Source organism: Chelatococcus sambhunathii (genome assembly GCF_001418005.1).
Taxonomy (GTDB): domain Bacteria; phylum Pseudomonadota; class Alphaproteobacteria; order Rhizobiales; family Beijerinckiaceae; genus Chelatococcus_A; species Chelatococcus_A sambhunathii.
On record NZ_LIOL01000004.1, the window covers coordinates 258,030 to 278,795 of the forward strand.

The following is a 20,766-nucleotide window of genomic DNA, read 5'->3' on the forward strand; positions in this document are numbered from 1 at the left end:
TCCGTCAATCTTGCCGCTTCACGAGGAGGCCATGGGTAACACCACCTTCGGCAGCGAACATGCCGTCGATGACGTCGTAAAATTCACTGTCGTCTTTCTCGTATCTGCGCCAAAGCGCATATGACACGAGATCGGCGAACTGAACGAGACACGAGGCAGCCGAGTCGACGAAAAACGGCACATCTGCAAGGTTGTGTAACTTGCCATTGCGATGCCCGGAAAATCGGAACTCGGTCGTCAGCGCCTGAATGCGCGTCTCCATTGTCGACTTGTCGAAGACGATGAGCCCGCGCTGGGAATTGCCGTCGAGATGCATGCGCCGGAGTGTCTTGTCAAAGCGAGATGCAATCTCTTCAAAAGCATATTCCACCGGATCTTCGGGGCTCACGGCTGCCTTATCGACGACAACACCGAAAAGCGCCCATTGCCCATAGAGCCTGCGAACGCAGGCGAGCGCATCCAGCAGCACGGTGCGGCGACGGCTCTGGGGAAATTTCCGCCAGTAACCGCGCCCGGCAAGAATCTGATTGCCGTGAAATTCGAGCTTCTCCGGCTCGGGGTGGTCGAGCGTCGCGGCGAGCTTGTCGAGCTCGGTTTCAAGATAGAAGGTCTGGCGCTCGAAGACGCTCACCCCCGCCAGAACGAAATGTCGCTCGGCGGCATTCTTGGGTGATCCGGCGTCGTCGAGATAGAGGATGTGCATAAGAAAAGCAGCCGAGTGAACACCTGGTTCAGCGGACCGCATAGGGCAGCCCTCTCGACCGCATGTCTGATATGACGACAGACGGTCGAGAAATCAAGGGACGTTGTATCTCACATTCCGCCCCCTTCCGTCGCCAGCCATGCCGCGCCGCAAGCCTTGGCGAGCTCGCGCACGCGCAAGATGTAGCTCTGGCGCTCGGTGACCGAGATGACGCCGCGAGCGTCGAGCAGATTGAAGACGTGGCTCGCCTTGATGCACTGGTCATAGGCCGGCAGGGCGAGCTTGTGGCGCCTGTCGTTGTCGCCGTCGCCCGCCGTGCCCGCCGCGATCAGGCGGCGGCATTCCTCCTCCGCGTCCTTGAAGTGGCGGAAGAGCATCTCGGTGTCGGCATGTTCGAAGTTGTGGCGCGAATATTCCTGCTCGGCCTGCAGGAAGATCTCGCCATAGGTGACCTTGTTCGCCCCCTCGCCACCGTTGAAGTTGAGGTCGTAGACGTTCTCCACGCCCTGGACATACATGGCGAGGCGCTCGAGCCCGTAGGTCAGCTCGCCCGCCACCGGCGCGCATTCGAAGCCCGCCACCTGCTGAAAGTAGGTGAACTGGCTCACCTCCATGCCATCGCACCAGCACTCCCAGCCGAGGCCCCAGGCGCCGAGCGTCGGGCTTTCCCAGTCGTCCTCGACGAAACGGATGTCGTGCAGCGCCGGATCGATGCCGATGGCATAGAGCGACTGCAGGTAGAGGTCCTGCAGGTCCTTCGGGCTCGGCTTCAGGATGACCTGGAACTGATAGTAATGCTGCAGGCGGTTGGGGTTTTCGCCGTAGCGCCCGTCCTTAGGCCGGCGTGAGGGCTGCACGTAGGCCGCCCGCCAGGGCTTGGGGCCGAGCGCCCTCAGCGTCGTCGCCGGATGGAAGGTGCCGGCTCCAACCTCCATGTCGTAGGGCTGCAGGATGACGCAGCCGCGCTCCGCCCAGAAGCGCTGCAGGGTGAGGATCAGCCCCTGGAAGGATCGCGCGGGGCTCATGTGGCTATCAGTCATCCGTTCGGCCGCGCTCATCGCCGCCCCTTCATCGAGAACATCCGTCCGCCCGCAGGCGGGATCGCGGCAACCTAGCCGCCAGACCTTTCAAGTCAACGGCTTCCTCTGCGCATGAAGGCACCTTCCCCCGGCTCACCCCATGGTTGCAGGCCAGGTGCAGCGGCGCACATCGCCAGGACGAGGCGCAGGGCATGCTCCTGTCGTCGGCGGAACGAACCGCCTACGGAACCGGAGAACGGCCATGACGACCATGACGGAGACCACGCGGGCCACCATGCTCGCCCTCGCCATCGCCACAGGCGCCGCCGGGATGCTCACCCTCAACGCCGCGTCCCCTACCCTCGCCCAGTCCGCCGGCGGCGGACAGGGCGGTGGCGGCGGTGGCGGAGCCGGCGGCCTGGGCAGCTCCGGCGAGGGCGGCAACGATCATGAGATCTACCGTCGCATCCTGGCGCGAGACCGCCTCACCCGCGCCAGCAGTTCCAATTGCCAGCCGGGCGCGGCCTGCAACAGGCGCGTACCGCCGCGTCGACCGCCGCAGCTGCAGGCCGCAAGCGCCGACGATAGCTGCGGCATGCCGCTGCGCGTCGTCTATGACCGCAACGGCCATGCCCTCTGGTACGCCTGCCAACCTCTCCCGCAGCGCTGAACAATCGGAAATCGGGGCCCCCGCCATGCGCACGTTGCTCGCCATCACCGCCCTTGCCGCGCTTTCCGCGGCGCTGACACCCCTCGCCGTCAGCGCCATGGGCAGGGGGCCAGTCATGACGGAGACCGACGGCTCGCCGGCGGTCTCCCGCTCCGGACGGTCGCAGACCGCACCGTGCCTCAAGCCGATCCGGGTGGTCTATGGCGGCTACGGGGAGCCGGTGGTCTGCCGCGACCGCTGAGCGGCCTCTAAAGGCCGAAGCGTCCCCAGCGCGCCCGCTCCTCCAGCGCGGCGACAACTTCGGCAGGATCGACGAAGGCCGAGGCCTCAGACCTGCCCAGGAGCCCACGTGAGAACAGCGATCGCCGGTCGGCGACCAGCGGCAGGCGCACGTTGTCGCCGAAGCGCTGGCGCATCACCGAACGGAGATCGCCGATGCCGTCGATGATGCCAAGGTCGAGGGCTTCCTGCGCCGACCAGAAGGCGCCCGAAAAGAGCTCGTCGTCGCTGCCATGGAGGCGGGCGCCGCGCCGCTCGCGCACGATGGCGATGAACTTGCGATGGATCTCGGCCTGGATGTCCTTGAGGCGTGCCACGTCTTCCGGCCGCTCGGGCCGGAACGGGTCGAGGATCATCTTGCGGTCGCCCGCCGTGTAGACGCGCCGCTCTATGCCGAGGCGCTCAATGAGCCTGTCGAAGCCGAATCCAGCCGAGACGACGCCGATGGAGCCGACGAGCGAGAAGGAATCGGCGAAGATCTCGTCGGCCGCGAGCAAAAGCATGTAGCCGCCCGAAGCGGCGATATCCTCGGCGAAGGCGAAGACCGGCACTTCCTTCTCGTCGGCCAGGGCGCGCACACGCTGCATGATGAGATGCGACTGCACCGGTGACCCACCCGGCGAATTGACGATGAGGGCCACGGCCGCGACATCGCCGAAGCCGAACGCCGTCTCGAGCGATCTCGCCACGGATTCGAGGGTGATGTTGGAGCGCAGCGGCATGGGCATGCCGATGGTGCCCTGCAGGCGCACGACCGGTACCAGCGGCTGGCGGGCGCGGAAGCGTGCGGGCAGGAAGCGTCTCAGAAACAGGGGCGCTGAAACCATGGCACCTTGCGGGATGGCAGTGCAGGGCCGCCAGCATAGCCGCCCCCCGGGGGGAAACAAGGCGCGGATGTTTCCATACATCGTCGGTTCATGTGCCATCACCCATGATGTCCGGGATTTCGCCGGAAAGGCTCCGCCCGAAGCCGGCGAGGAAGGAGGAAGTGATGTTCCGCATGAGCAGGATCGGTGCAGCGGCGCTGTTTGCCGCTCTTCTCGGCCTGACGGCCGCCCAGCCGGCAGCGGCAAGCCCGCTCGCCACCTCGCAGGGCGCCAGCCAGCTGGCCACGACGGCGACAGGCGTCGAGAAAGTGCAGTACTACTACGGCCCGCCACGCCGCTATTGGGGACACCCGCGATATCACCGCCGCCACTGGCGCGGGCATCGCTGGCGCGACGGCCGCTACTGGGGACCGCCGCCGCGGTCGCGCGTCGTCTGCCGCACCGTCTTCACCGATTGGGGACCGAGCCGCGTTTGCCGCAGGTGGTGACCATCAGCCCATCGCGACGGACGCCCTGCCCCGATGCACGGCGTCCGCCTCCGGCGTGAAGCGTCCATCCGGCTCGTGGAGCACGAAGCCGGGCAGCAGCCGCAGCGGGGCGCGACTGCCCCTGCGGGCAGCGACGAGCAGCCGTACGGCAGGCCTGTCAGGGCGGGGGTGGACCGGGCGCACGACAATGTCACCGAAGCGGCCTGCCAGCGCCGCAAGGAGCCCGGCGAGCCCGTCCGCCCGGTGAATGAGAACGAGGCGTCCGTCCGGCACGAGCACGTCTGCAGCGGCGCGCAACCATCCCACAAGAGCGGCGTCGGCCATGACGTGCGCTGCCCGGCGCGCCGCATCGGGCGAGTTCCGCACCCGCCCCGCGGGCCAGAAGGGCGGATTCGTCGCCACGAGATCGGCCGAACATGCGGACAGTCCGGCCTTCCGCCGCATGGCGGCCGGCGCAAGGATATCGGCCTCGCATACCGAGAAGCGGCCTTCGAACCCGTTGAGCACAACATTGCGCCGCGCCAGCGCAGCGAGCGCCGGATCGTTCTCGACGAGCACGACGCGGCAAGACGGGTGAAGCGCCGCGACCATGAGGCCGACGGCACCGACGCCGGCACCGAAATCGGCCACCGTCTCCGCGCCCACCGCACCGCACGCCGCCGCCAGCAGCACGGCATCCGACCCGGCCCGGTGACCCTTGCGAGGCTGCACGAGCCGCAGGCGCCCGTCGAGCATGGCATCCTCGGTCACGTCGCCGCAAGCGGCCGGCTCCCCGTCATGCATCGCGCAGCTCTGCCGCAAACCCCGCATCGCCGAGAAGGCGGCGCGCCCGGACCTCCTCGTCATCGGCAACGAGCAGGCGCCGCTGGAAGGCGCCGATTGATCCCTCGAGGATGCTCATATGCGCATCGGCGACGAAACAGGGGATGTCGGCGGCCTTGAGAAGCGCCTCGGCAGCCCCCAAAAGCACGATATCGTTGGTGCGCATGAGTTCCTTCATTCCCCCGCCTTCCTGCGCCCGAGAGCCTGGCCGGTCCCGCCTTGCGGCAACGGGGCCCGTTGCGGCCCGTCATTGGTGCGTGCAAGGTGCAGCAAATATCGCTATTTGTCGCGGCTGCTGGTGGCGTCAAGTTGGAGGAAGAGAGCGTGGGTGTCGTCGTCCCCATGGAGGAGCGCACGCGGGAGCAGACCGGTATAGACAGGCTGGTGGCGCTGGTCTCCCCCGGCATGGCCCGCGTCAACCAGATGATCCTGTCGCGGACAGGTTCGGACGTGGCGATGATTCCCGAGGTCGCCAACCATCTCATCTCTTCCGGCGGCAAGCGCCTGCGCCCGATGCTGACGCTCGCCACCGCCCAGCTCTGCGGCTACGAAGGCGACGGCGATGTCAAGCTCGCCGCGAGCGTCGAGTTCATGCATACCGCGACGCTGCTGCACGACGACGTGGTGGACGAGAGTGACATGCGCCGCGGCAAGCTCGCCGCCCGCATGGTGTGGGGCAACGAGGCGAGCGTGCTCGTCGGCGATTTCCTGCTCGGCCAGGCCTTCAAGATGATGGTCGAGGTCGGCTCGCTCGATGCGCTCGCCGTGCTCGCCGATGCGGCGGCCGTCATCGCCGAGGGCGAGGTGTGGCAGCTGTCGGCAGCCAAGAACCTTGCCACCACCGAGCAGGGCTATCTTGCCGTGGTGGAGGCGAAGACGGCCGCGCTCTTTGCCGCCGCCTGCGAGGTCGGCCCCATTCTCGCCGCCCGCCCGGCCCACGAACGAGCCGCCTGCCGCAGCTACGGAACCAGTCTCGGCATCGCCTTCCAGCTCATCGACGATGCGCTCGACTACGGCGGCTCCAGCGCCAGCCTCGGCAAGAACGTCGGCGACGACTTCCGCGAGGGCAAGATCACTCTGCCCGTCGTGCTCTCACTCGCGCGGGGCGACGAGGCCGAGCGCGCCTTCTGGCACCGCACGCTGGAGAAGGGCGAGGTGCGCGACGAGGATCTCGCCGAGGCGCAGCGCATCATGCGCCGCCACGGGGCCATCGACGACACCATCGCGCGGGCCCGCACCTATGGCGATGCTGCTTGCGAGGCGCTGTCCACCTTCCCTGACGGGCCGATGAAGACGGCGCTCCTCGACGCCGTCGCCTTCTGCATCGCCCGCGCCTACTGACCGTCAGCGCAGAGAGGTCGCGCGCGCCCACCACGCCGGGCGCGCGGCGGCGATCGCGCGGCGCCCACGCGCTGCGGCACGGCAATCGTCGAACAGGCCGAAGACGGTCGCGCCCGAGCCGGACATGCGGGCGAGCCGACACTCCGGCAGGCTGCGCAGCAGGGCGAGAGCTTCCGCGATCGCCGGCGACAGCGTCCTCGCCGGCGCCTCAAGATCGTTGCGCGCCTTGGCGAGCACGGCGAGAACCTCGCTCCGGCCACATCCGTCAGCCGGCGCCACCGGCTGCAGTGTCGGCTCCCTCATCGTACCGGCACGAAGCCCGAGGCCGCGAAAGACGTCGGCCGTCGCCAGCGGCGTGCGCGGATTGACGAGGACGGCGAAGAGCCGCGGCAGGCCGAGCGGCGGTGCGAGGAGATCGCCGATGCCGGCCATGACCCGCGCCCGGCCGTCGAGGCAGACGGGCACGTCCGCGCCCGTCGCAACGGCGGCGGCGCGGATGGCCGGGTCGTCGAGGCCGAGGCCGTTGAGCCGCGCCATGAGGCGCAGCGCCGCCGCCGCGTCGGACGAACCGCCGCCGAGGCCGGCCGCAACCGGCAGGCGCTTGTCGAGATGGAAATGTCCGGCCACGAGGCCCGGCCGCCGGGCCATGAGATGGTGCACGGCCCGCAGCACGAGGTTGTCCTGCCCGCCACCCGCGGCCTCCGCGCCCGGGCCGGAGACCGTGAGACCGAGCGGCCGGACGGGATCGAGCGACAGGCGGTCGCCGCAGCCGGCGAAGGCGACGAGGCTTTCGAGCAGATGATAGCCATCCGCCCGCCGGCCGGTGACGTGCAGCGACAGGTTCACCTTGGCCGGCGCACGCTCGACGAGGAGATGGCCGGCGGGAGTGGGACGAAGGTGCGGCTGCACGGTCATGAGCGGTTATCGGACTGCAGCCGGGTTCCTATTTCCTGAGGGAGTACTGACGCTGACATCTCCCTCTCCGCCGGCCGGGAGAAGGAGACGTACCACGGCGCCGTCATCCGAAAGCCCGTCTACTCACCCGCCGTTCTTCGGCTTCTCGACGGCCTCGGCGGCCGCGGGCTTTTCTTCGTCAGGCAGGCCCTTCTCGATCTTCTCGAGGATCTTGACGAGGTCCTCGGGCTCAGGGTCGAGGTCGCGCGCGTGGTTCCACTGGAACTTCGCCTCGAGCTTGCGGCCCGTGCGCCAGTAGGCGTCACCGAGGTGGTCGTTGATCGTGGGGTCGGACGGGCGCAGCTCGATGGCGCGCTCCAGCTCACGCACCGCATCGTCGTAGCGCCCGAGGCGGTAATAGGCCCAGCCGAGGCTGTCGACGATATAGCCGTCCCGCGGCCTGAGCTCGACGGCCCGCTTCAGCATCTCGAAGGCCTCGTCGAGGTTCATGTGCCGGTCGACCCACGAATAGCCGAGATAGTTGAGCACGAGCGCCCGGTCGCTGCCGACGCTCTCGGGCGCGAGTTCCAGCGCCTTCTTGAAGTCCGCTTCGGCCTTCGGCCATTCCTTCGAGCGCTCGTAGGCGATGCCGCGGAAGTAGAAGAGCGTCCAGCGCGACTGGTCGGGCGTGCCGATGGCCTCGACGGCGCGGGTGTAGACCTCGGCCGCCGCGGCGAAGTCCTTGCGCGAGCGCAGGAGGTTGCCGAGCGCGATCAGGCCCTCGACATCGTCCGGATTGGCGGCGATCAGTTCCTCGAGATGCTTCTGGGCCCTGTCCTTCTCGCCCATGAGCTCCAGCGAGACGGCAATCTGGATGTCGATGCTCGACCTGAGCGGCGAGTTCGCCGGCATCGTCTCGAAAACCTCGATGGCCGAAGCATATTGCTTGAGCCGCTCCAGCATGTCGCCGAGCGTGACGATGGCAAGCTCGTGCTTCGGTGCGAGGAAGGTCGCAAGGCGCAGATAGATGAGCGCCGCAATCTCATCGCCTTGGCTGTTGCCCGCAGCCCCAAGGCCGTAGAGCACCTCGGCCGCTCCCTCCTGGGTGTTGGCGATGAGCGACGACAGGCGCTCCCCGGCCTCGAGCCGCTGCAGCGCGTCTTGCACGATGGGGTTGCGGGGGAGCAGCCGGTCGAAGGCCTCATAGACGCGCCGGGCCTCCTCCGCCTCGCCGCGCACGGACAGAAGCCGCCCGTAGGCATCGACGACGCGCAGCGTCGTGCGCTCCACGTCGTAGGCCGCCTTCAGCCGGTTTTCCGCCTCTCGGCGATTGCCGCCGACAGCGGCGATGAGGCCCGCGTGATAGTCGCGGAAGACGTTGTAGGAATTTTCGCCCTTGAGCCGCTCGACCGTGTCGAGCGCGCGGCGCAGGTTGCCCGAGCCCACCCAGGACCAGGCCGACAGCAGGGTCGCCGTCAGGTCCGCCGCGCGGCCGCGCCCGCCGCTGCCGAGATACTTGCGCGCGGTGACATAGCGCCGCGCCTTCATCGCCTCGACACCGAGGGCAAGGCGCGCAAGGCCGTTGTTGGCGTCGCGCTGCAGCAGCTGGCGCGCGGCCGAGAAGGCCTCCTCCATATCGCCGTTGGCGAGCAGCGCGACGAAGGCGCGCTCCAGGAGTTCCGGATTGCGGGGATCGTCCCGCAACGCCTCGCGGAAGTAGAGCGCCGCCGCCCGCGTGTCGCGCGCCGATCCGGCGACCACTGCTGCAAGATAGTTGCCCTCGACGCTCTCGGCCGGCCCGGGCAGGCTGTCGATGGCGAGTTCCACGTCCTCAGCCTTGGCCGAGAGCGTGCCCGGCTGCCCGAAGGCCATGACGGAAAAGATGCAGCAAGCCGAAATGGCAATGCGCGAGAAGCGCCTGAAGGTCATGTGAATCACGTGTTCTCTTGCCGCCCTTGCGCCGCTTGCGGGGGAAGCGCGGCGCCTTCTTCTATCACCGCGCAACATGACCTTTTTGCGGTGCATCGGCAATAGCGGCGGGTAAACGAACGACCCGTCGGCATCGAGCCGGGCGCGACGGCCACGGCTCGATGCCGAATGGCCTCACATGTTCGGATAGTTGGGTCCGCCGCCGCCTTCCGGCGTCACCCAGGTGATGTTCTGGGCCGGGTCCTTGATGTCGCAGGTCTTGCAGTGCACGCAATTCTGCGCGTTGATCACAAATCGGGGATTGGTCCGCGCCGCCGCGTCGTCATACACCACCTCGTAGACCGCCGCCGGGCAGTAGAGGCGCGCCGGCTCGCCGTAGAGCGGCAGATTCCGCTCCACCGGAATCGTGGGATCGGCCAGCTTGAGGTGGACCGGCTGGTCCTCCTCGTGATTGGTGTTGGACAGGAAGACGGACGAGAGCTTGTCGAAGGATACGATGCCGTCCGGCTTCGGGTAGGTGATCGGCTTGACCTCGTCGATTCGCTTCAAGGTCGCGTGATCGGGCTTGCCGTGGCCGAGCGTGCCAAAGAGCGAGAAGCCGAGGAGCTCGTTCGTCCACATGTCGATGCCGCCGATGGCGACGCCCGCCATGGTGCCGAAGCGCGACCACAACGGCTTGACGTTGCGCACCTTGTGCAGGTCGCGGCCGATATCGGAGCCGCGCCAGCCGGTCTCGTAGCCGGCGAGTTCGTCGTGCTCCCGCCCCTGGCCAAGCGCCGCGAAGACGTTTTCGGCACAGAGCATGCCGGACAGGATGGCGTTGTGCGAGCCCTTGATGCGCGGCACGTTGACGAAGCCGGCGGCACAGCCGATGAGCGCCCCGCCGGGGAAGACGAGCTTCGGCACCGACTGGAAGCCTCCTTCCGTGATGGCGCGCGCGCCGTAGGCAATGCGCTTGCCACCCTCCAGCATGCCCCGGATCATCGGATGGGTCTTGAAGCGCTGGAACTCGTCGAACGGCGACAGGGTCGGGTTCGAATAGTTGAGGTGCACGACGAAACCGATCGAGACCAGGTTGTCGTCGAAGTGGTAGAGGAAGGAGCCGCCGCCGGTGCTGTTGTCGAGCGGCCAGCCGAAGGAGTGCTGGACGAGGCCGGGCTCAAATTTCTCTGGCGGGATCTGCCACAATTCCTTGAGCCCGATGCCGAATTTCTGCGGCTCGCGGCCCTCGTCGAGCGAGAAGCGCCGGATGACCTGCTTCGACAGCGAGCCCCGCGCGCCCTCGCCGAGGAGAGTATACTTGCCGCGCAGCTCCATGCCGCGGGTGAACTCGGCCTTGGGCTCGCCATTCCGGCCGACGCCCATGTCGCCGGTGGCGATGCCGACGACCTCGCCCTTGTCGCCGTAGAGCACCTCGGCGGCGGCGAAGCCCGGATAGATCTCGACGCCGAGCGCCTCCGCCCGCGCGGCGAGATAGCGCGCCACATTGCCGAGCGAGCCGACGAAATTGCCGTGGTTGTTCATGAGCCGCGGCATCAGGGCATTGGGCAGCCTGACGCCGCCCGCGGGGCCGAGATAGAGGAAGCGGTCGGCTGTAACCTGCGTCTTCAGCGGCCGCTCGGGATCCTCGCGCCAGTCGGGCAGCAGCCGGTCGAGGCCGACGGGGTCGATCACCGCGCCCGAGAGAATGTGGGCGCCGACCTCGGAGCCCTTCTCCACGACGACGACGGAGACGTCCCGGTCCGCCTCGGCAGCGAGTTGCTTGAGGCGAATCGCAGCAGCAAGGCCGGCCGGGCCTGCGCCGACGATGACGACGTCGTAGTCCATTCGCTCCCGTTCGGGCAGATCCATCAGGCCACTCCTTGGCTTATCAGCACCCCGGCGGATTTTTTATTTGTATACGAACAATTCCATATGTGCTGCAATCATCGATACGCGAAGTCTTCGACCCGTTCCAGACTGCATGTTGCACTGCGGGCGCGACCTCTCGAAGCGGAGGACGGCGGCGATCCGGCACTGGCAAGGTGCCGGTGGCGCCTCTAGAATGCCGGCATGTCGCATCCTCCCGCCGAGATCGGAGCCCGCGAGGCAGCGCTCGAAGCGCTCCTTGCCTTCTATGTCGATGCCGGCGTCGACCTGGCGCTCGACGAGGCGCCGCACGACCGCTTCGCCGAGCCGGACCGGCCGCAGCCGCGCGGGGAACAGGCGCGCCCGGCCCCCGCGCCGTCGGAGCCGCGGCAGCCGGCCGCTCCGGCCTTTGCCGCTGCGGCCTCGGCGGACGAGACGGCGCTTGCCGCCCGCGCCACGGCCCGCGGGGCGACCAGCCTCGACGAGCTGCGCGAGGCGCTCGCGGCCTTCGACGGCTGCGCCCTGAAGGCGACGGCGAAGAACCTCGTCTTCGCCGACGGCACGCCGGGCGCCCGCGTCATGCTGGTCGGCGAGGCGCCGGGGCGCGAGGAGGATATCCAGGGCAAGCCCTTCGTCGGCCGCTCGGGACAATTGCTCGACAGGATGCTCTCGGCGATCGGCCTCGACCGCGGCAGCGTCTACATCGCCAACATCGTGCCGTGGCGCCCGCCCGGCAACCGCACGCCGACGCCGCAGGAGGCGGCGATATGCCGCCCCTTCATCGAGCGCCAGATCGAGCTGTGTGACCCGGACGTGCTCGTCTGCCTCGGCGGCCCGTCGGCCCAGGCGCTGCTCGGAGTGCGCGAAGGCATCCTGCGCACGCGCGGCAAGTGGTTCGACTACGAGACGGGCCGGCGCACCATCCGGGCCCTCGCGACGCTCCATCCCGCCTATCTGCTGCGCCAGCCGGCGCAGAAGCGGCTTGCGTGGCGCGACCTGCGCGCCCTGAGGAAGGTGCTCGACGAGACGGCCGGCGCCCCCCGGGGCTGAAACCGCCCGCCGCGGCGGCCGGCGGTGCTTTCGTGGCGAAACCTGCACAATTGTGATGTAATATCTCGCGTCATTCCGAATCGAGGCACGATCCCCGGAGGTGACGACATGGATCTCGACGCGACGATGCTGGCGCGCATCCAGTTCGCTTTCACGGTCACCTTCCACATCATTTTCCCCGCCTTCACCATCGGCCTTTCCGCCTTCATCACCACTTTGCTGGGCCGCTGGCTCTATACGGGCGACGAGCATTACCGCACCCTCGCCCGCTTCTGGACGAAGATCTTCGCCGTGTCCTTCGCCATGGGCGTCGTGTCCGGCATCGTGCTGTCCTACCAGTTTGGCACCAACTGGAGCCGCTTCTCGGTGGTGGTCGGCAACACCATCGGCCCGCTCATCGGCTACGAGGTGCTGACAGCCTTCTTCCTGGAAGCAACCTTCCTCGGCATCATGCTCTTCGGCTGGAACCGGGTGCCGCCGGCACTGCACTTCTTCGCTGCGCTCATGGTGGCGGTCGGCACCTGCATGTCGGCCTTCTGGATCATCTCGGCCAACAGCTGGATGCAATATCCGACCGGGCACGAGGTGCGCGACGGCATCGCCTATCCGGTCGACTGGCTCGCCATCGTCTTCAGCCCCACCTTTCCGCTGCGCCTCGCGCATATGGTGGCCGCGGCCTATCTCACCACGGCCATCGTCGTTCTCGCCGTCGGCGCACGCTACCTGCTCGCCGGGGCGCACGAGCGTCATGGCCGCACGATGATCGGCATGGGTCTCGGCATGACCTTGATCCTCGCGCCGCTGCAGGCCGTCATCGGTGATGCGCATGGCCTCAAGACGGCCAAATACCAGCCGGTGAAGCTCGCCGCGATGGAGGGACACTGGCCGGAGAGCGAGGTGGCCCCGCTCGTCCTCTTCGCCTGGCCGAACGAGCGGACCGAATCGAACGACTTCGAGATCGCCATTCCCCATCTCGGCAGCCTGATCATCACGCACGACTGGAACGGCATCTACCCCGGCCTGAAGGCCTTCCCGTCCGAGGACCGGCCGCCGGTGGTGCCGGTGTTCTTCTCCTTCCGCGTCATGGTCGGCCTCGGTTTACTCATGATCGGGCTCGCCTTCTGGGGCGGCTATCTCTGGCTGCGCGGCCGGCTGTTCACCTCCCGCACATTCCTCCGGGCAGCGTCATGGGCGTGGCCGACTGGCTTCATCGCCATCATCGCCGGCTGGTTCGTAGCCGAGATCGGCCGCCAGCCGTGGGTCGCGACGGGCATCCTGCGCACGGCCGACGCCCGTTCGCCAGTCGCCATGGAGACCGTCGCCTTCACGCTCGCGCTCTTCTTCGTCGTCTATGGCATCGTTTTCACCATGGGCATCCGCTACATCAATCGGCTCATCGTAAAGGGACCGGCACCGGAGGTCGCCGCCGAGCCGAGGGGGCTGCCCAACCGGCCGCTGTCGGCAGCCGAGGAGGCGGCCCGCGCCGCCATGCAACCCGGACAATGAGGAGCGTGCCATGGAGTGGTATCTGCCGATCATCTGGGCCGGGCTGATCGCCACGGCCGTCGCGCTCTACGTCATCCTCGACGGCTTCGACCTCGGCATGGGCATCCTCTTTCCCACGACGCAGGAGGAGGCGCGCCGCGACGAGATGATGAACTCCGTCGCCCCCTTCTGGGACGGCAACGAGACGTGGCTCGTCCTGGGCGGCGGCGGCCTGTGGGTCGCCTTCCCGCAGGCCTATGCCGTCATCATGCCGGCGCTCTACCTGCCGGTCATCGTGATGCTGCTCGCCCTCATCTTCCGCGGGGTGTCGTTCGAGTTCCGCTGGGTGTCGAAGCCCCGGCACCGCATGTGGGATCTCGCCTTCTCCGGCGGCTCCATCGTCGCGGCCTTCGCCCAGGGCGTCATCCTCGGCGGCCTCCTGCAGGGCATCAGGGTGGAGAACGGGGAGTTCGCCGGCGGCTCCTTCGACTGGCTGGCGCCGTTCCCGCTGCTGTGCGGGGTCGGCGTCGTCGCCGGCTACGGCCTCATCGGCTGCTGCTGGCTGATGATGAAGACGGAGGGCCCGACCGCCGACCATGCCCGCCGGCTGGCGCCCGGCTTCCTCATCGCCGTCGGCATCTGCGCGGCGCTCGTCAGCATCTGGACGCCGGCCTCGTTCGAGCGCATCGCCGACCGCTGGTTCGCGGCGCCGAACATCTACTTCCTCTGGCTCCTGCCGGCGGCCACGGCCGTGCTCGGCCTGCTCGCCTGGCGCGGCATGCGCCAGGGGCGCACGGCGCTGCCGTTCTTCAGCACGATCGGCATCTTCCTCCTGTGCTACGCCGGGCTCGCCATCTCCAATTTCCCCTATCTCGTGCCGCCGACCCTGACGGTGTGGGACACCGCGGCGGTGCCGGCGGCGCAGATCTTCCTCCTCATCGGGACCCTGCCGCTCCTGCCCATGATCCTCGGCTACACGGTCTTCGTGTACTGGACCTTCCGCGGCAAGCTGAAGGAGGGCGAGGGCTACCACTAGCGCGGCGTTTACCGCTGCCACGGCATGGCGCAGCCGGTCGTTGGCCGGCGCGGCGGGGCGGGCTATGCTGGTCGGCCTGCCGCTGCAGGCAAGTGAGGCGTCGACGGAAGGCAAGACATGCGCTGGGGTGATTTCCGCCGGTCCGAGAATGTCGAGGACCGGCGTGGCGGCGGTGGAGGCTTCCACATCCCCGGCGGGGGACGCGGCGGCGGCATCGGCATTGGCACCATCCTCGTGCTCGGCCTCATCGGCTGGGCGCTCGGCATCGATCCGCGCATCCTCATCGGTGGGGCCGAGATGCTGTCGGGCGGCTCCTCCTACGAGCAGTCGCAGCCGGGCACGCGCGGCGCGCCGCAGGACGAGGCCGGCCAGTTCGCCGCCGCCATCCTCGGCAATACGGAGGACGTCTGGACGACCGTCCTGCCGCAGCAGGTGAACGTCGCCTACAAGAACCCGCGCATGGTGCTCTTCTCCGGCGCCACCCGGTCGAACTGCGGCTTCGCGCAGGCGGCCATGGGGCCGTTCTATTGTCCCGTCGACCAGACGGTCTACATCGACCTCAGCTTCTTCGACGACATGCGCCGGCGCTTCCGCGCGGGCGGCGATTTCGCCTATGCCTATGTCATCGCCCACGAGGTCGGACACCATGTGGAGAACCTGCTCGGCATCCTGCCCAAGGTGCAGCAGGCGCAGCGCCAGGCCTCGCAGCGGCAGGCGAACGAATTGTCCGTGCGCGTCGAATTGATGGCCGACTGCCTCGCCGGCGTGTGGGCCAATCACAGCGAGCAGCGCTGGAAGGCGCTGGAGCCTGGCGACGTGGAGGAGGCGATGAACGCGGCCGAGGCCATCGGCGACGACCGCCTGCAGAGGGCCGGCCAGGGCTATGCCGTCCCCGAGACCTTCACCCATGGCTCGTCCGAGCAGCGCGTGCGCTGGTTCATGACCGGGCTCAAGGAAGGCCGCGTGCAGGCGTGCGATACCTTCGGCGCAAGCAGGCCCTGACGGTCCGGCACCACCTCATCAGGCAGACTCATGTCCCGTATCGACGAAACGCGCCCTTTCATTCCGCTCTCCATCGCCGTGCTGACCGTATCCGACACGCGCAGCCTCGCCGACGACAGATCCGGCGATACGCTGGTTCAGCGTCTCGAAGCGGCCGGCCATCGCCTTGCCGCCCGCGCCATCGTGCCGGACGAGATCGACGAGATCCGCGCCACCGTGAAGGGCTGGATCGCCGATCCCGGCATCGATGCCGTCATCACCACGGGCGGCACGGGCTTCACCGGCCGGGACGTGACGCCCGAGGCCATCGAGCCGCTGTTCGAGAAGCGCATGGACGGCTTCTCGGCCGTCTTCCACCGCATCTCCTACGACAAGATCGGCACCTCGACCCTGCAGTCACGGGCGACCGCGGGCGTCGCGGGCGCAACCTACATCTTCGTGCTGCCGGGCTCCCCCGGCGCCTGCAAGGACGCCTGGGACGGCATCCTCGCCGCGCAGCTCGATTATCGCCAACGGCCGTGCAATTTCGTCGAGATCATGCCGCGGCTCGACGAGCACCTGAGGCGTGGAACCGGCAACTGAAAGGACGGGGATCACGCCCCGGTCTCAACCGGCCGCCTCGAAGGCGACCGGCAGCGCCGGCAGCATCATCGGCCGGCGATGGCCGGCGACGACATGAGCCTTCGACAGCAGCATGCGGGGGCCGAGCGGCGCGCGGCCGAACAGCCCCTGGGCCACGTGCCGCAAGCGGCCGAGCGGCACGATGCATGAGCCGCCGAGCCACAAGCCCGTCGTCTGGCCGCCTTCGCGGCGCAGGAAGCGCTCCATCACGGCGATCCAGTTCGCCGTCGGCACGTCGCCGGCCTTGAGCAGCATCAGCCAGGGGCCACGTGCTTCGTGCACGCCCGCGCGCCAGCCGGCTTCGCCATCCCCGGCCCGCACGAGCGAAGCGCCCACCGCCTCCGCGACGCGGGCGGCATTCCGGTCCTCGCCGCAATCGATGATGATGGCCTCGCGCACGACCGCCGCCGCGACGCCGGGCACGAGAGCTGCCAGCGTCGCGCCGAGCCCTTCCGTATCGCCATTGGCCATGATCAGGACGGAAATCATGCCGGAAGCCTAGCGCAGGCACCTCGCCATGACGCTGCGGCACGCTGTCTTAGCGGCAGGACCACGGACGGCCCGAATCCTCGGTGGCAGGCGCGAGCCCTCCGGCGCCAGCCGCGCCCAACATCCCGATGCATGCGGCTTGCCCGCCGGGCGAGCGGCCGATACGCTCGCATCGTGCTGTGTGACTGGCGGGATGAGATGGGTAACCATCGGGGAGCGCAGCACTGTTCCGCCGTCCGCCTGGGCCAACTCCAAGATCGCGAGTGGAGGCCCCATGGACGCCGTACTCCTGTTTCTTCTGACATCGCTCGCGCTCGTCGGGAGCCCCGGACCCAACACGCTCAGCCTGGCGGCGCTCGGGGCTGCCTTCGGCATGCGTCGCGTGGTGCCGTACATGCTCGGGCTCGATCTCGGAATGGTCGCCGTCGTGGCTTTGGTCGGCTCGGGCCTCTGGGCGGCGGTGCTTTCCTCTCCCCGGATCGCGCCGGTCGTGACCTTTGCCGCGAGCGCCTATCTCATCTTCCTGGCCTACCGGATCGCCACGGCGCCGCCGCTGAGGACGGCCGCCGCAGGATCGGCCGCGCGTCCCCCTCGCTGGCATGCGGGCGCGACCCTGTCTCTGGCCAACCCGAAGGCCTATGTCGCCGTGGCGGCTGCATTCTCGCGATATTCCGTCTGGCCCGACAGCACCATCGGCGATCAGTTGCTGAAGGGAACGCTGCTGCTCGCGACAGTCGTTCTCGTCAACATCCTTTGGCTTGCTGCCGGCTCGCTGCTCGCGCGCCCCATGGACAACCCCCGGGCGAGGCGTGTCTTGAACATGTCCTTCGCGGGCTTGCTGATCCTTTCCGTAGCCGTGCCGTGGGTGCTGTCACCACCCGGCAAGCCTTGAATTGAGATTTTCGGCACGCCCGTTTGACGATGGCCGCTCCCGTCACTCCTCTTGATGCTCCGCTGCACGACGAAAGGAGAACGCGAATGCCGCAGGAGATCAGACCACAGCCAGGCGTCTTCCCCGGTTCGCATATGCCGGTCAGCAGCCTCAACGCCCGCCTCGATGCGTGGCAACAGGGGATCACCTTGCCGATGCCAGCGCCACCGCAACCCGCGCGGGACCAACCGCCGGCGGCGCCCGGCACCGCGGCCGACGCTGCGGAAGCGCCGCAGAACCAGGACTAGACGATCGAACGTCGGCTTCTGTTTCGGCACGCGGCTTGTGCCGTTGCTAACCTTGCGCCTCGACCACAGCCACCACTGGACACGGGAACAATTTTGTTCTCTATATGTTCTCAATCGATGATCGCTGCTGGAATCGGAGGCGCCCATGCGGGCCCGAGCCGTCTCTCATTCACCCGCCCCTGCCACCCCGCCGCGCACCGGCCGGGGGCGCGATCTGCTGAAGGAGGTGCCGCAGGTCGGCCCGGCGGATCCGCTCGCCCTTGTCGGCCATCGCATCGACCCGGAGCGGCGGCGCGGACGCGGGGCCGTCGGCAACCCCGTGGCGCGCTACGAGCCGACTCACCGGGAGGATGTCGACGACGGCTGGGAGGGCCTTGCCGAGCTGCCGCCGTTCAAGACGGAGGTGCAGACGGAGAAGGCGCGCACCATCATCACGCGCAACGATTCGCCCGACATCTCCTTCGACCGCTCGGTGAACCCCTATCGCGGCTGCGAGCACGGCTGCGTCTACTGCTTCGCCCGGCCGACCCACGCCTATATGGGCCTGTCGCCGGGGCTCGACTTCGAATCGAAGCTCTTCGCCAAGCCGGATGCGCCGGCGTTGCTCGAGAAGGAACTATCCGCCTCCAGCTACGTGCCACGCACGCTCGCCATCGGCACCAATACCGATCCCTACCAGCCCATCGAGCGCAAGTTCCGCCTCATGCGCGGCATCCTGGAGGTGCTGGGCAGGACCGGCCATCCGGTCGGCATCGTGACCAAATCGGCCCTGGTGACGCGCGACATCGACCTCCTCGCGCCTATGGCGGCGCGGGGCCTCGCCAAGGTGGCGATCTCCGTCACCACGCTCGACGCCAAGCTCGCCCGCACGATGGAGCCGCGGGCGGCGACGCCGCAGCGCCGGCTCGACACCATCCGCCGGCTCAGCGAGGCTGGCATCCCCGTCACCGTGCTCGTTGCTCCCATCGTGCCGGCCGTCAACGATGCGGAGATCGAGAACATCCTCGCCGCGACGCATGCCGCAGGCGCGCGCGAGGCGGGCTACGTCATGCTGCGCCTGCCGCTCGAGGTGCGCGACATCGTGCGCGACTGGCTGATGAGCAACTATCCCGACAAGGCCCGGCACGTGCTGTCGCTCATCCGCTCGACGCGCGGCGGCAAGGACTACGATTCCAGCTGGGGCCAGCGCATGGTGGGCTCCGGTCCCTATGCCTGGATGATCGGCCGGCGTTTCGAGATGGCCGCCGAGCGCCTCGGCTTCAACAAGCGCCGCACGCGGCTCAGGACGGACCTCTTCTCACCGCCCCGTCGCGGCGCCGAGCAGCTCAGCCTCTTCTGAAAGGATAGCCCGATGACCGCGACCGTTCCTGCGCGCGTCAACCTCATCACGCTCGGCGTCACGGACCGCGCTGCCAGCCAGCGCTTCTACGAGAAGCTCGGCTGGCGGCCGAAGGCGCGGGCCCACGAGGCGTCGATCACCTTTCTCGCCCTCGACAATGTTGCGCTCGCCCTGTGGGACCGGGACAAGCTCGCCGAGGACGCGAAGCTCCCGCTGACGCCACCGGGCTTCGGCGGCTTCACTCTCGCCATCAACCTGCCGGACGAGAAGGCGGTGGACGCGGCGCTCGACGCCGCGGTCGCCGCCGGCGGGCGCCTGCTGAAGCCAGGCACCAAGGCGGACTGGGGCGGCTATTCGGGCTATTTCGCCGATCCCGACGGCCATCCGTGGGAGGTGGCCTTCAATCCCTTCATGCCGCTCGACGCGCGCGGGCTGATGGTGCTGCCGGACTGACGGCGGCTTTCGCAGCCCCCGCAGGCGAGCCTTCTCGAATCGAGCCTTGAGCCTGCGCGCCTGCGCGCCATGATGGCCGCATGAAGCGCATCGACGATACTGATTCGCCGGCAGGTTCCGACCTCGCGTCGGCATCCTTCCTGCGCGAGGGAGACTGCCGCCGGCGCGGCCTCTGGCCCGTTGCCGGCGTGGACGAGGTAGGCCGCGGCCCCCTTGCCGGCCCGGTCGTTGCGGCGGCTGTCGTGCTCGATCCCGACCGCATCCCCGAGGGGCTGACGGATTCGAAGAGGCTCACGCCCGCTCGGCGCGAGGTACTCTATGCCTTCATCCTTGACAGCGCGGCCGTGTCGGTAGCGAGCGTGCCGGCCCGCATCATCGACAGCATCAACATCCGCCAGGCGACGCTGGCTGCCATGACGCGGGCCCTGCGCGGCCTGCCGGTGCGGCCGGTGCATGCCTTCATCGACGGCAACGACTGCCCGCCCGATGCCCCCTGTACGACGGAGGCGGTCATCAAGGGCGACCTCACCGTCGCCTCGATTGCGGCGGCGTCGATCGTTGCCAAGGTCACGCGCGACCGGCTGATGGCGCGGTTGTGCCGACAGTTCCCGGCCTATGGCTTTTCGTCCCACGCCGGCTACGGCACACCGGGGCATCTCGAGGCCATTGCCGCGCACGGGCCGTCGCCCTTCCACCGCATGAGCTTTGCGCCGATGCGGTTGGAATAAGCCGGGCGCCTCACAAGGAACCGCCCGGCCTCGCGTCAGAGCTGCGCGAGGAGGTGCGCCGCGCCGGAGACGTCCGCCTTGCCCGGCGCGTCCTCGACGTTGAGCTGCGTGACGACGCCGTCCTCGACGACCATCGAATAGCGCTGCGAGCGCGTCCCGAGGCCGAAACCCGAACCGTCGAAGGCGAGCCCGACCGCCTTGGCGAAATCGCCGTTGCCGTCGGCCAGAAACTCGATGACGCCTTCGGCGCCTGACGACTTGCTCCACGCATCCATGACGAAGACGTCATTGGCAGCCGTCACCGCGATGGCATCGATGCCGCGGGCCTTGATCTCGTCGGCCTTGGCGAGGAAGCCCGGCAGATGGTTCTTGTGGCACGTGGGCGTGAAGGCGCCGGGCACGGCGAAAAGAACGACCTTGCGGCCCTTGAAGATGTCGTCCGTGGTGCGCGCGGCCGGCCCGTCGGGCGTCATGACGCGAAAGGTTACGGACGGCAGGCGATCACCAACTGCAATGGCCATGACAACGCTCCTTCCAGGGAAAGTCAGCCGAGAGGCTGCCCCC

24 protein-coding genes and 1 riboswitch are annotated in these 20,766 nt (G+C 68.3%); of the genes, 14 read left to right on the forward strand and 10 right to left on the reverse strand.

Annotation, left to right across the window (positions count from 1 at the left end):
• Positions 1 to 4: 4 nt before the first annotated feature.
• Together ASC46_RS10290 and ASC46_RS10295 are read right to left on the reverse strand one after the other, a co-directional pair.
• Entirely contained in the window at positions 5 to 703 is a 699-nt protein-coding gene (locus ASC46_RS10290) for a DUF3800 domain-containing protein (protein ID WP_072249477.1), read from the reverse strand.
• Positions 704 to 813: 110 nt separating this feature from the next.
• A complete protein-coding gene (locus ASC46_RS10295) occupies positions 814 to 1,728 on the reverse strand; it encodes a glycine--tRNA ligase subunit alpha (RefSeq protein ID WP_186438029.1) in 915 nt (304 codons plus the stop codon).
• Between the two features lie 256 nt (positions 1,729 to 1,984).
• Here ASC46_RS10295 and ASC46_RS10300 point away from each other — a divergent pair, with 256 nt between their 5' ends.
• Positions 1,985 to 2,392 carry a hypothetical protein gene (locus ASC46_RS10300; RefSeq protein ID WP_055459215.1) on the forward strand — a complete coding sequence of 136 codons (408 nt, stop codon included), beginning with the start codon at positions 1,985 to 1,987 and terminating at the stop codon, positions 2,390 to 2,392.
• 25 nt (positions 2,393 to 2,417) lie between these two features.
• Positions 2,418 to 2,633, forward strand: coding sequence for a hypothetical protein (locus ASC46_RS10305; protein WP_055459216.1), 216 nt, complete (start codon positions 2,418 to 2,420; stop codon positions 2,631 to 2,633).
• Positions 2,634 to 2,640: 7 nt separating this feature from the next.
• Here the strand turns inward: ASC46_RS10305 and ASC46_RS10310 are convergent, their stop codons facing one another.
• Positions 2,641 to 3,498: a S49 family peptidase gene (locus ASC46_RS10310; protein ID WP_055459217.1), complete on the reverse strand. Its 858-nt coding sequence runs from the start codon at positions 3,496 to 3,498 to the stop codon at positions 2,641 to 2,643.
• Between the two features lie 164 nt (positions 3,499 to 3,662).
• On the opposite strand from ASC46_RS10310, the gene ASC46_RS10315 reads away from it, so the two are divergent.
• Positions 3,663 to 3,986: a hypothetical protein gene (locus ASC46_RS10315; protein WP_055459218.1), complete on the forward strand. Its 324-nt coding sequence runs from the start codon at positions 3,663 to 3,665 to the stop codon at positions 3,984 to 3,986.
• Between the two features lie 3 nt (positions 3,987 to 3,989).
• On the opposite strand, the gene ASC46_RS10320 is transcribed toward ASC46_RS10315, so the two are convergent.
• Complete coding sequence (locus ASC46_RS10320) at positions 3,990 to 4,769, reverse strand: tRNA1(Val) (adenine(37)-N6)-methyltransferase (RefSeq protein ID WP_055459219.1); 780 nt, start codon at positions 4,767 to 4,769, stop codon at positions 3,990 to 3,992.
• A complete protein-coding gene (locus ASC46_RS10325; protein WP_055459220.1) occupies positions 4,762 to 4,986 on the reverse strand; it encodes a putative signal transducing protein in 225 nt (74 codons plus the stop codon). The genes ASC46_RS10320 and ASC46_RS10325 overlap by 8 nt, the downstream gene beginning before the upstream one ends.
• Positions 4,987 to 5,132: 146 nt before the next feature.
• On the opposite strand from ASC46_RS10325, the gene ASC46_RS10330 reads away from it, so the two are divergent.
• Positions 5,133 to 6,149: a polyprenyl synthetase family protein gene (locus tag ASC46_RS10330; RefSeq protein ID WP_055459221.1), complete on the forward strand. Its 1,017-nt coding sequence runs from the start codon at positions 5,133 to 5,135 to the stop codon at positions 6,147 to 6,149.
• A gap of 3 nt (positions 6,150 to 6,152) precedes the next feature.
• Here ASC46_RS10330 and ASC46_RS10335 read toward each other — a convergent pair whose 3' ends face one another.
• The 3 genes from ASC46_RS10335 to ASC46_RS10345 form a co-directional block, all read right to left on the reverse strand.
• Positions 6,153 to 7,064, reverse strand: a complete 912-nt coding sequence (locus ASC46_RS10335; RefSeq protein ID WP_055459222.1) for a 4-(cytidine 5'-diphospho)-2-C-methyl-D-erythritol kinase — start codon at positions 7,062 to 7,064, stop codon at positions 6,153 to 6,155.
• Positions 7,065 to 7,187: 123 nt separating this feature from the next.
• Positions 7,188 to 8,972, reverse strand: a complete 1,785-nt coding sequence (locus ASC46_RS10340) for a tetratricopeptide repeat protein (protein WP_055459223.1) — start codon at positions 8,970 to 8,972, stop codon at positions 7,188 to 7,190.
• A 174-nt stretch (positions 8,973 to 9,146) separates the two neighbouring features.
• Positions 9,147 to 10,823 (reverse strand): electron transfer flavoprotein-ubiquinone oxidoreductase, encoded by a 1,677-nt coding sequence (locus tag ASC46_RS10345; RefSeq protein WP_245280521.1) that lies wholly within the window; start codon positions 10,821 to 10,823, stop codon positions 9,147 to 9,149.
• Positions 10,824 to 11,024: 201 nt separating this feature from the next.
• Here ASC46_RS10345 and ASC46_RS10350 point away from each other — a divergent pair, with 201 nt between their 5' ends.
• The 5 genes from ASC46_RS10350 to moaB all read left to right on the forward strand — a co-directional run bounded on the left by ASC46_RS10350 (position 11,025) and on the right by moaB (position 15,975).
• Positions 11,025 to 11,870, forward strand: a complete 846-nt coding sequence (locus tag ASC46_RS10350) for a uracil-DNA glycosylase (protein WP_055459224.1) — start codon at positions 11,025 to 11,027, stop codon at positions 11,868 to 11,870.
• 108 nt (positions 11,871 to 11,978) lie between these two features.
• Positions 11,979 to 13,376, forward strand: coding sequence for a cytochrome ubiquinol oxidase subunit I (locus ASC46_RS10355; RefSeq protein ID WP_055459225.1), 1,398 nt, complete (start codon positions 11,979 to 11,981; stop codon positions 13,374 to 13,376).
• A gap of 10 nt (positions 13,377 to 13,386) precedes the next feature.
• Entirely contained in the window at positions 13,387 to 14,391 is a 1,005-nt protein-coding gene (cydB, locus tag ASC46_RS10360) for a cytochrome d ubiquinol oxidase subunit II (protein ID WP_055459226.1), read from the forward strand.
• Between the two features lie 117 nt (positions 14,392 to 14,508).
• Entirely contained in the window at positions 14,509 to 15,393 is an 885-nt protein-coding gene (ypfJ, locus tag ASC46_RS10365) for a KPN_02809 family neutral zinc metallopeptidase (protein WP_055459227.1), read from the forward strand.
• A gap of 30 nt (positions 15,394 to 15,423) precedes the next feature.
• Positions 15,424 to 15,975 carry a molybdenum cofactor biosynthesis protein B gene (gene moaB, locus ASC46_RS10370; protein ID WP_055459228.1) on the forward strand — a complete coding sequence of 184 codons (552 nt, stop codon included), beginning with the start codon at positions 15,424 to 15,426 and terminating at the stop codon, positions 15,973 to 15,975.
• A gap of 24 nt (positions 15,976 to 15,999) precedes the next feature.
• Here moaB and ASC46_RS10375 read toward each other — a convergent pair whose 3' ends face one another.
• Entirely contained in the window at positions 16,000 to 16,503 is a 504-nt protein-coding gene (locus tag ASC46_RS10375) for a glycosyltransferase family protein (protein ID WP_055459229.1), read from the reverse strand.
• A gap of 171 nt (positions 16,504 to 16,674) precedes the next feature.
• Positions 16,675 to 16,756: riboswitch (ZMP/ZTP riboswitch) on the forward strand.
• A gap of 21 nt (positions 16,757 to 16,777) precedes the next feature.
• Here ASC46_RS10375 and ASC46_RS10380 point away from each other — a divergent pair.
• From ASC46_RS10380 to ASC46_RS10400, 5 genes are all read left to right on the forward strand, one after another.
• Positions 16,778 to 17,395, forward strand: a complete 618-nt coding sequence (locus ASC46_RS10380) for a LysE family translocator (protein ID WP_055459230.1) — start codon at positions 16,778 to 16,780, stop codon at positions 17,393 to 17,395.
• A gap of 86 nt (positions 17,396 to 17,481) precedes the next feature.
• The gene (locus ASC46_RS10385) at positions 17,482 to 17,682 is read left to right on the forward strand and encodes a hypothetical protein (RefSeq protein ID WP_055459231.1); all 201 of its coding nucleotides are present in this window, start codon (positions 17,482 to 17,484) and stop codon (positions 17,680 to 17,682) included.
• Between the two features lie 145 nt (positions 17,683 to 17,827).
• Positions 17,828 to 19,021, forward strand: a complete 1,194-nt coding sequence (locus ASC46_RS10390; RefSeq protein ID WP_169790100.1) for a PA0069 family radical SAM protein — start codon at positions 17,828 to 17,830, stop codon at positions 19,019 to 19,021.
• Between the two features lie 12 nt (positions 19,022 to 19,033).
• Positions 19,034 to 19,474 carry a VOC family protein gene (locus tag ASC46_RS10395; RefSeq protein ID WP_055459232.1) on the forward strand — a complete coding sequence of 147 codons (441 nt, stop codon included), beginning with the start codon at positions 19,034 to 19,036 and terminating at the stop codon, positions 19,472 to 19,474.
• Positions 19,475 to 19,554: 80 nt separating this feature from the next.
• Complete coding sequence (locus ASC46_RS10400; RefSeq protein WP_055459233.1) at positions 19,555 to 20,202, forward strand: ribonuclease HII; 648 nt, start codon at positions 19,555 to 19,557, stop codon at positions 20,200 to 20,202.
• Positions 20,203 to 20,237: 35 nt separating this feature from the next.
• Here ASC46_RS10400 and ASC46_RS10405 read toward each other — a convergent pair whose 3' ends face one another.
• Complete coding sequence (locus ASC46_RS10405) at positions 20,238 to 20,723, reverse strand: peroxiredoxin (RefSeq protein WP_055459234.1); 486 nt, start codon at positions 20,721 to 20,723, stop codon at positions 20,238 to 20,240.
• Between the last annotated feature and the right edge of the window lie 43 nt (positions 20,724 to 20,766).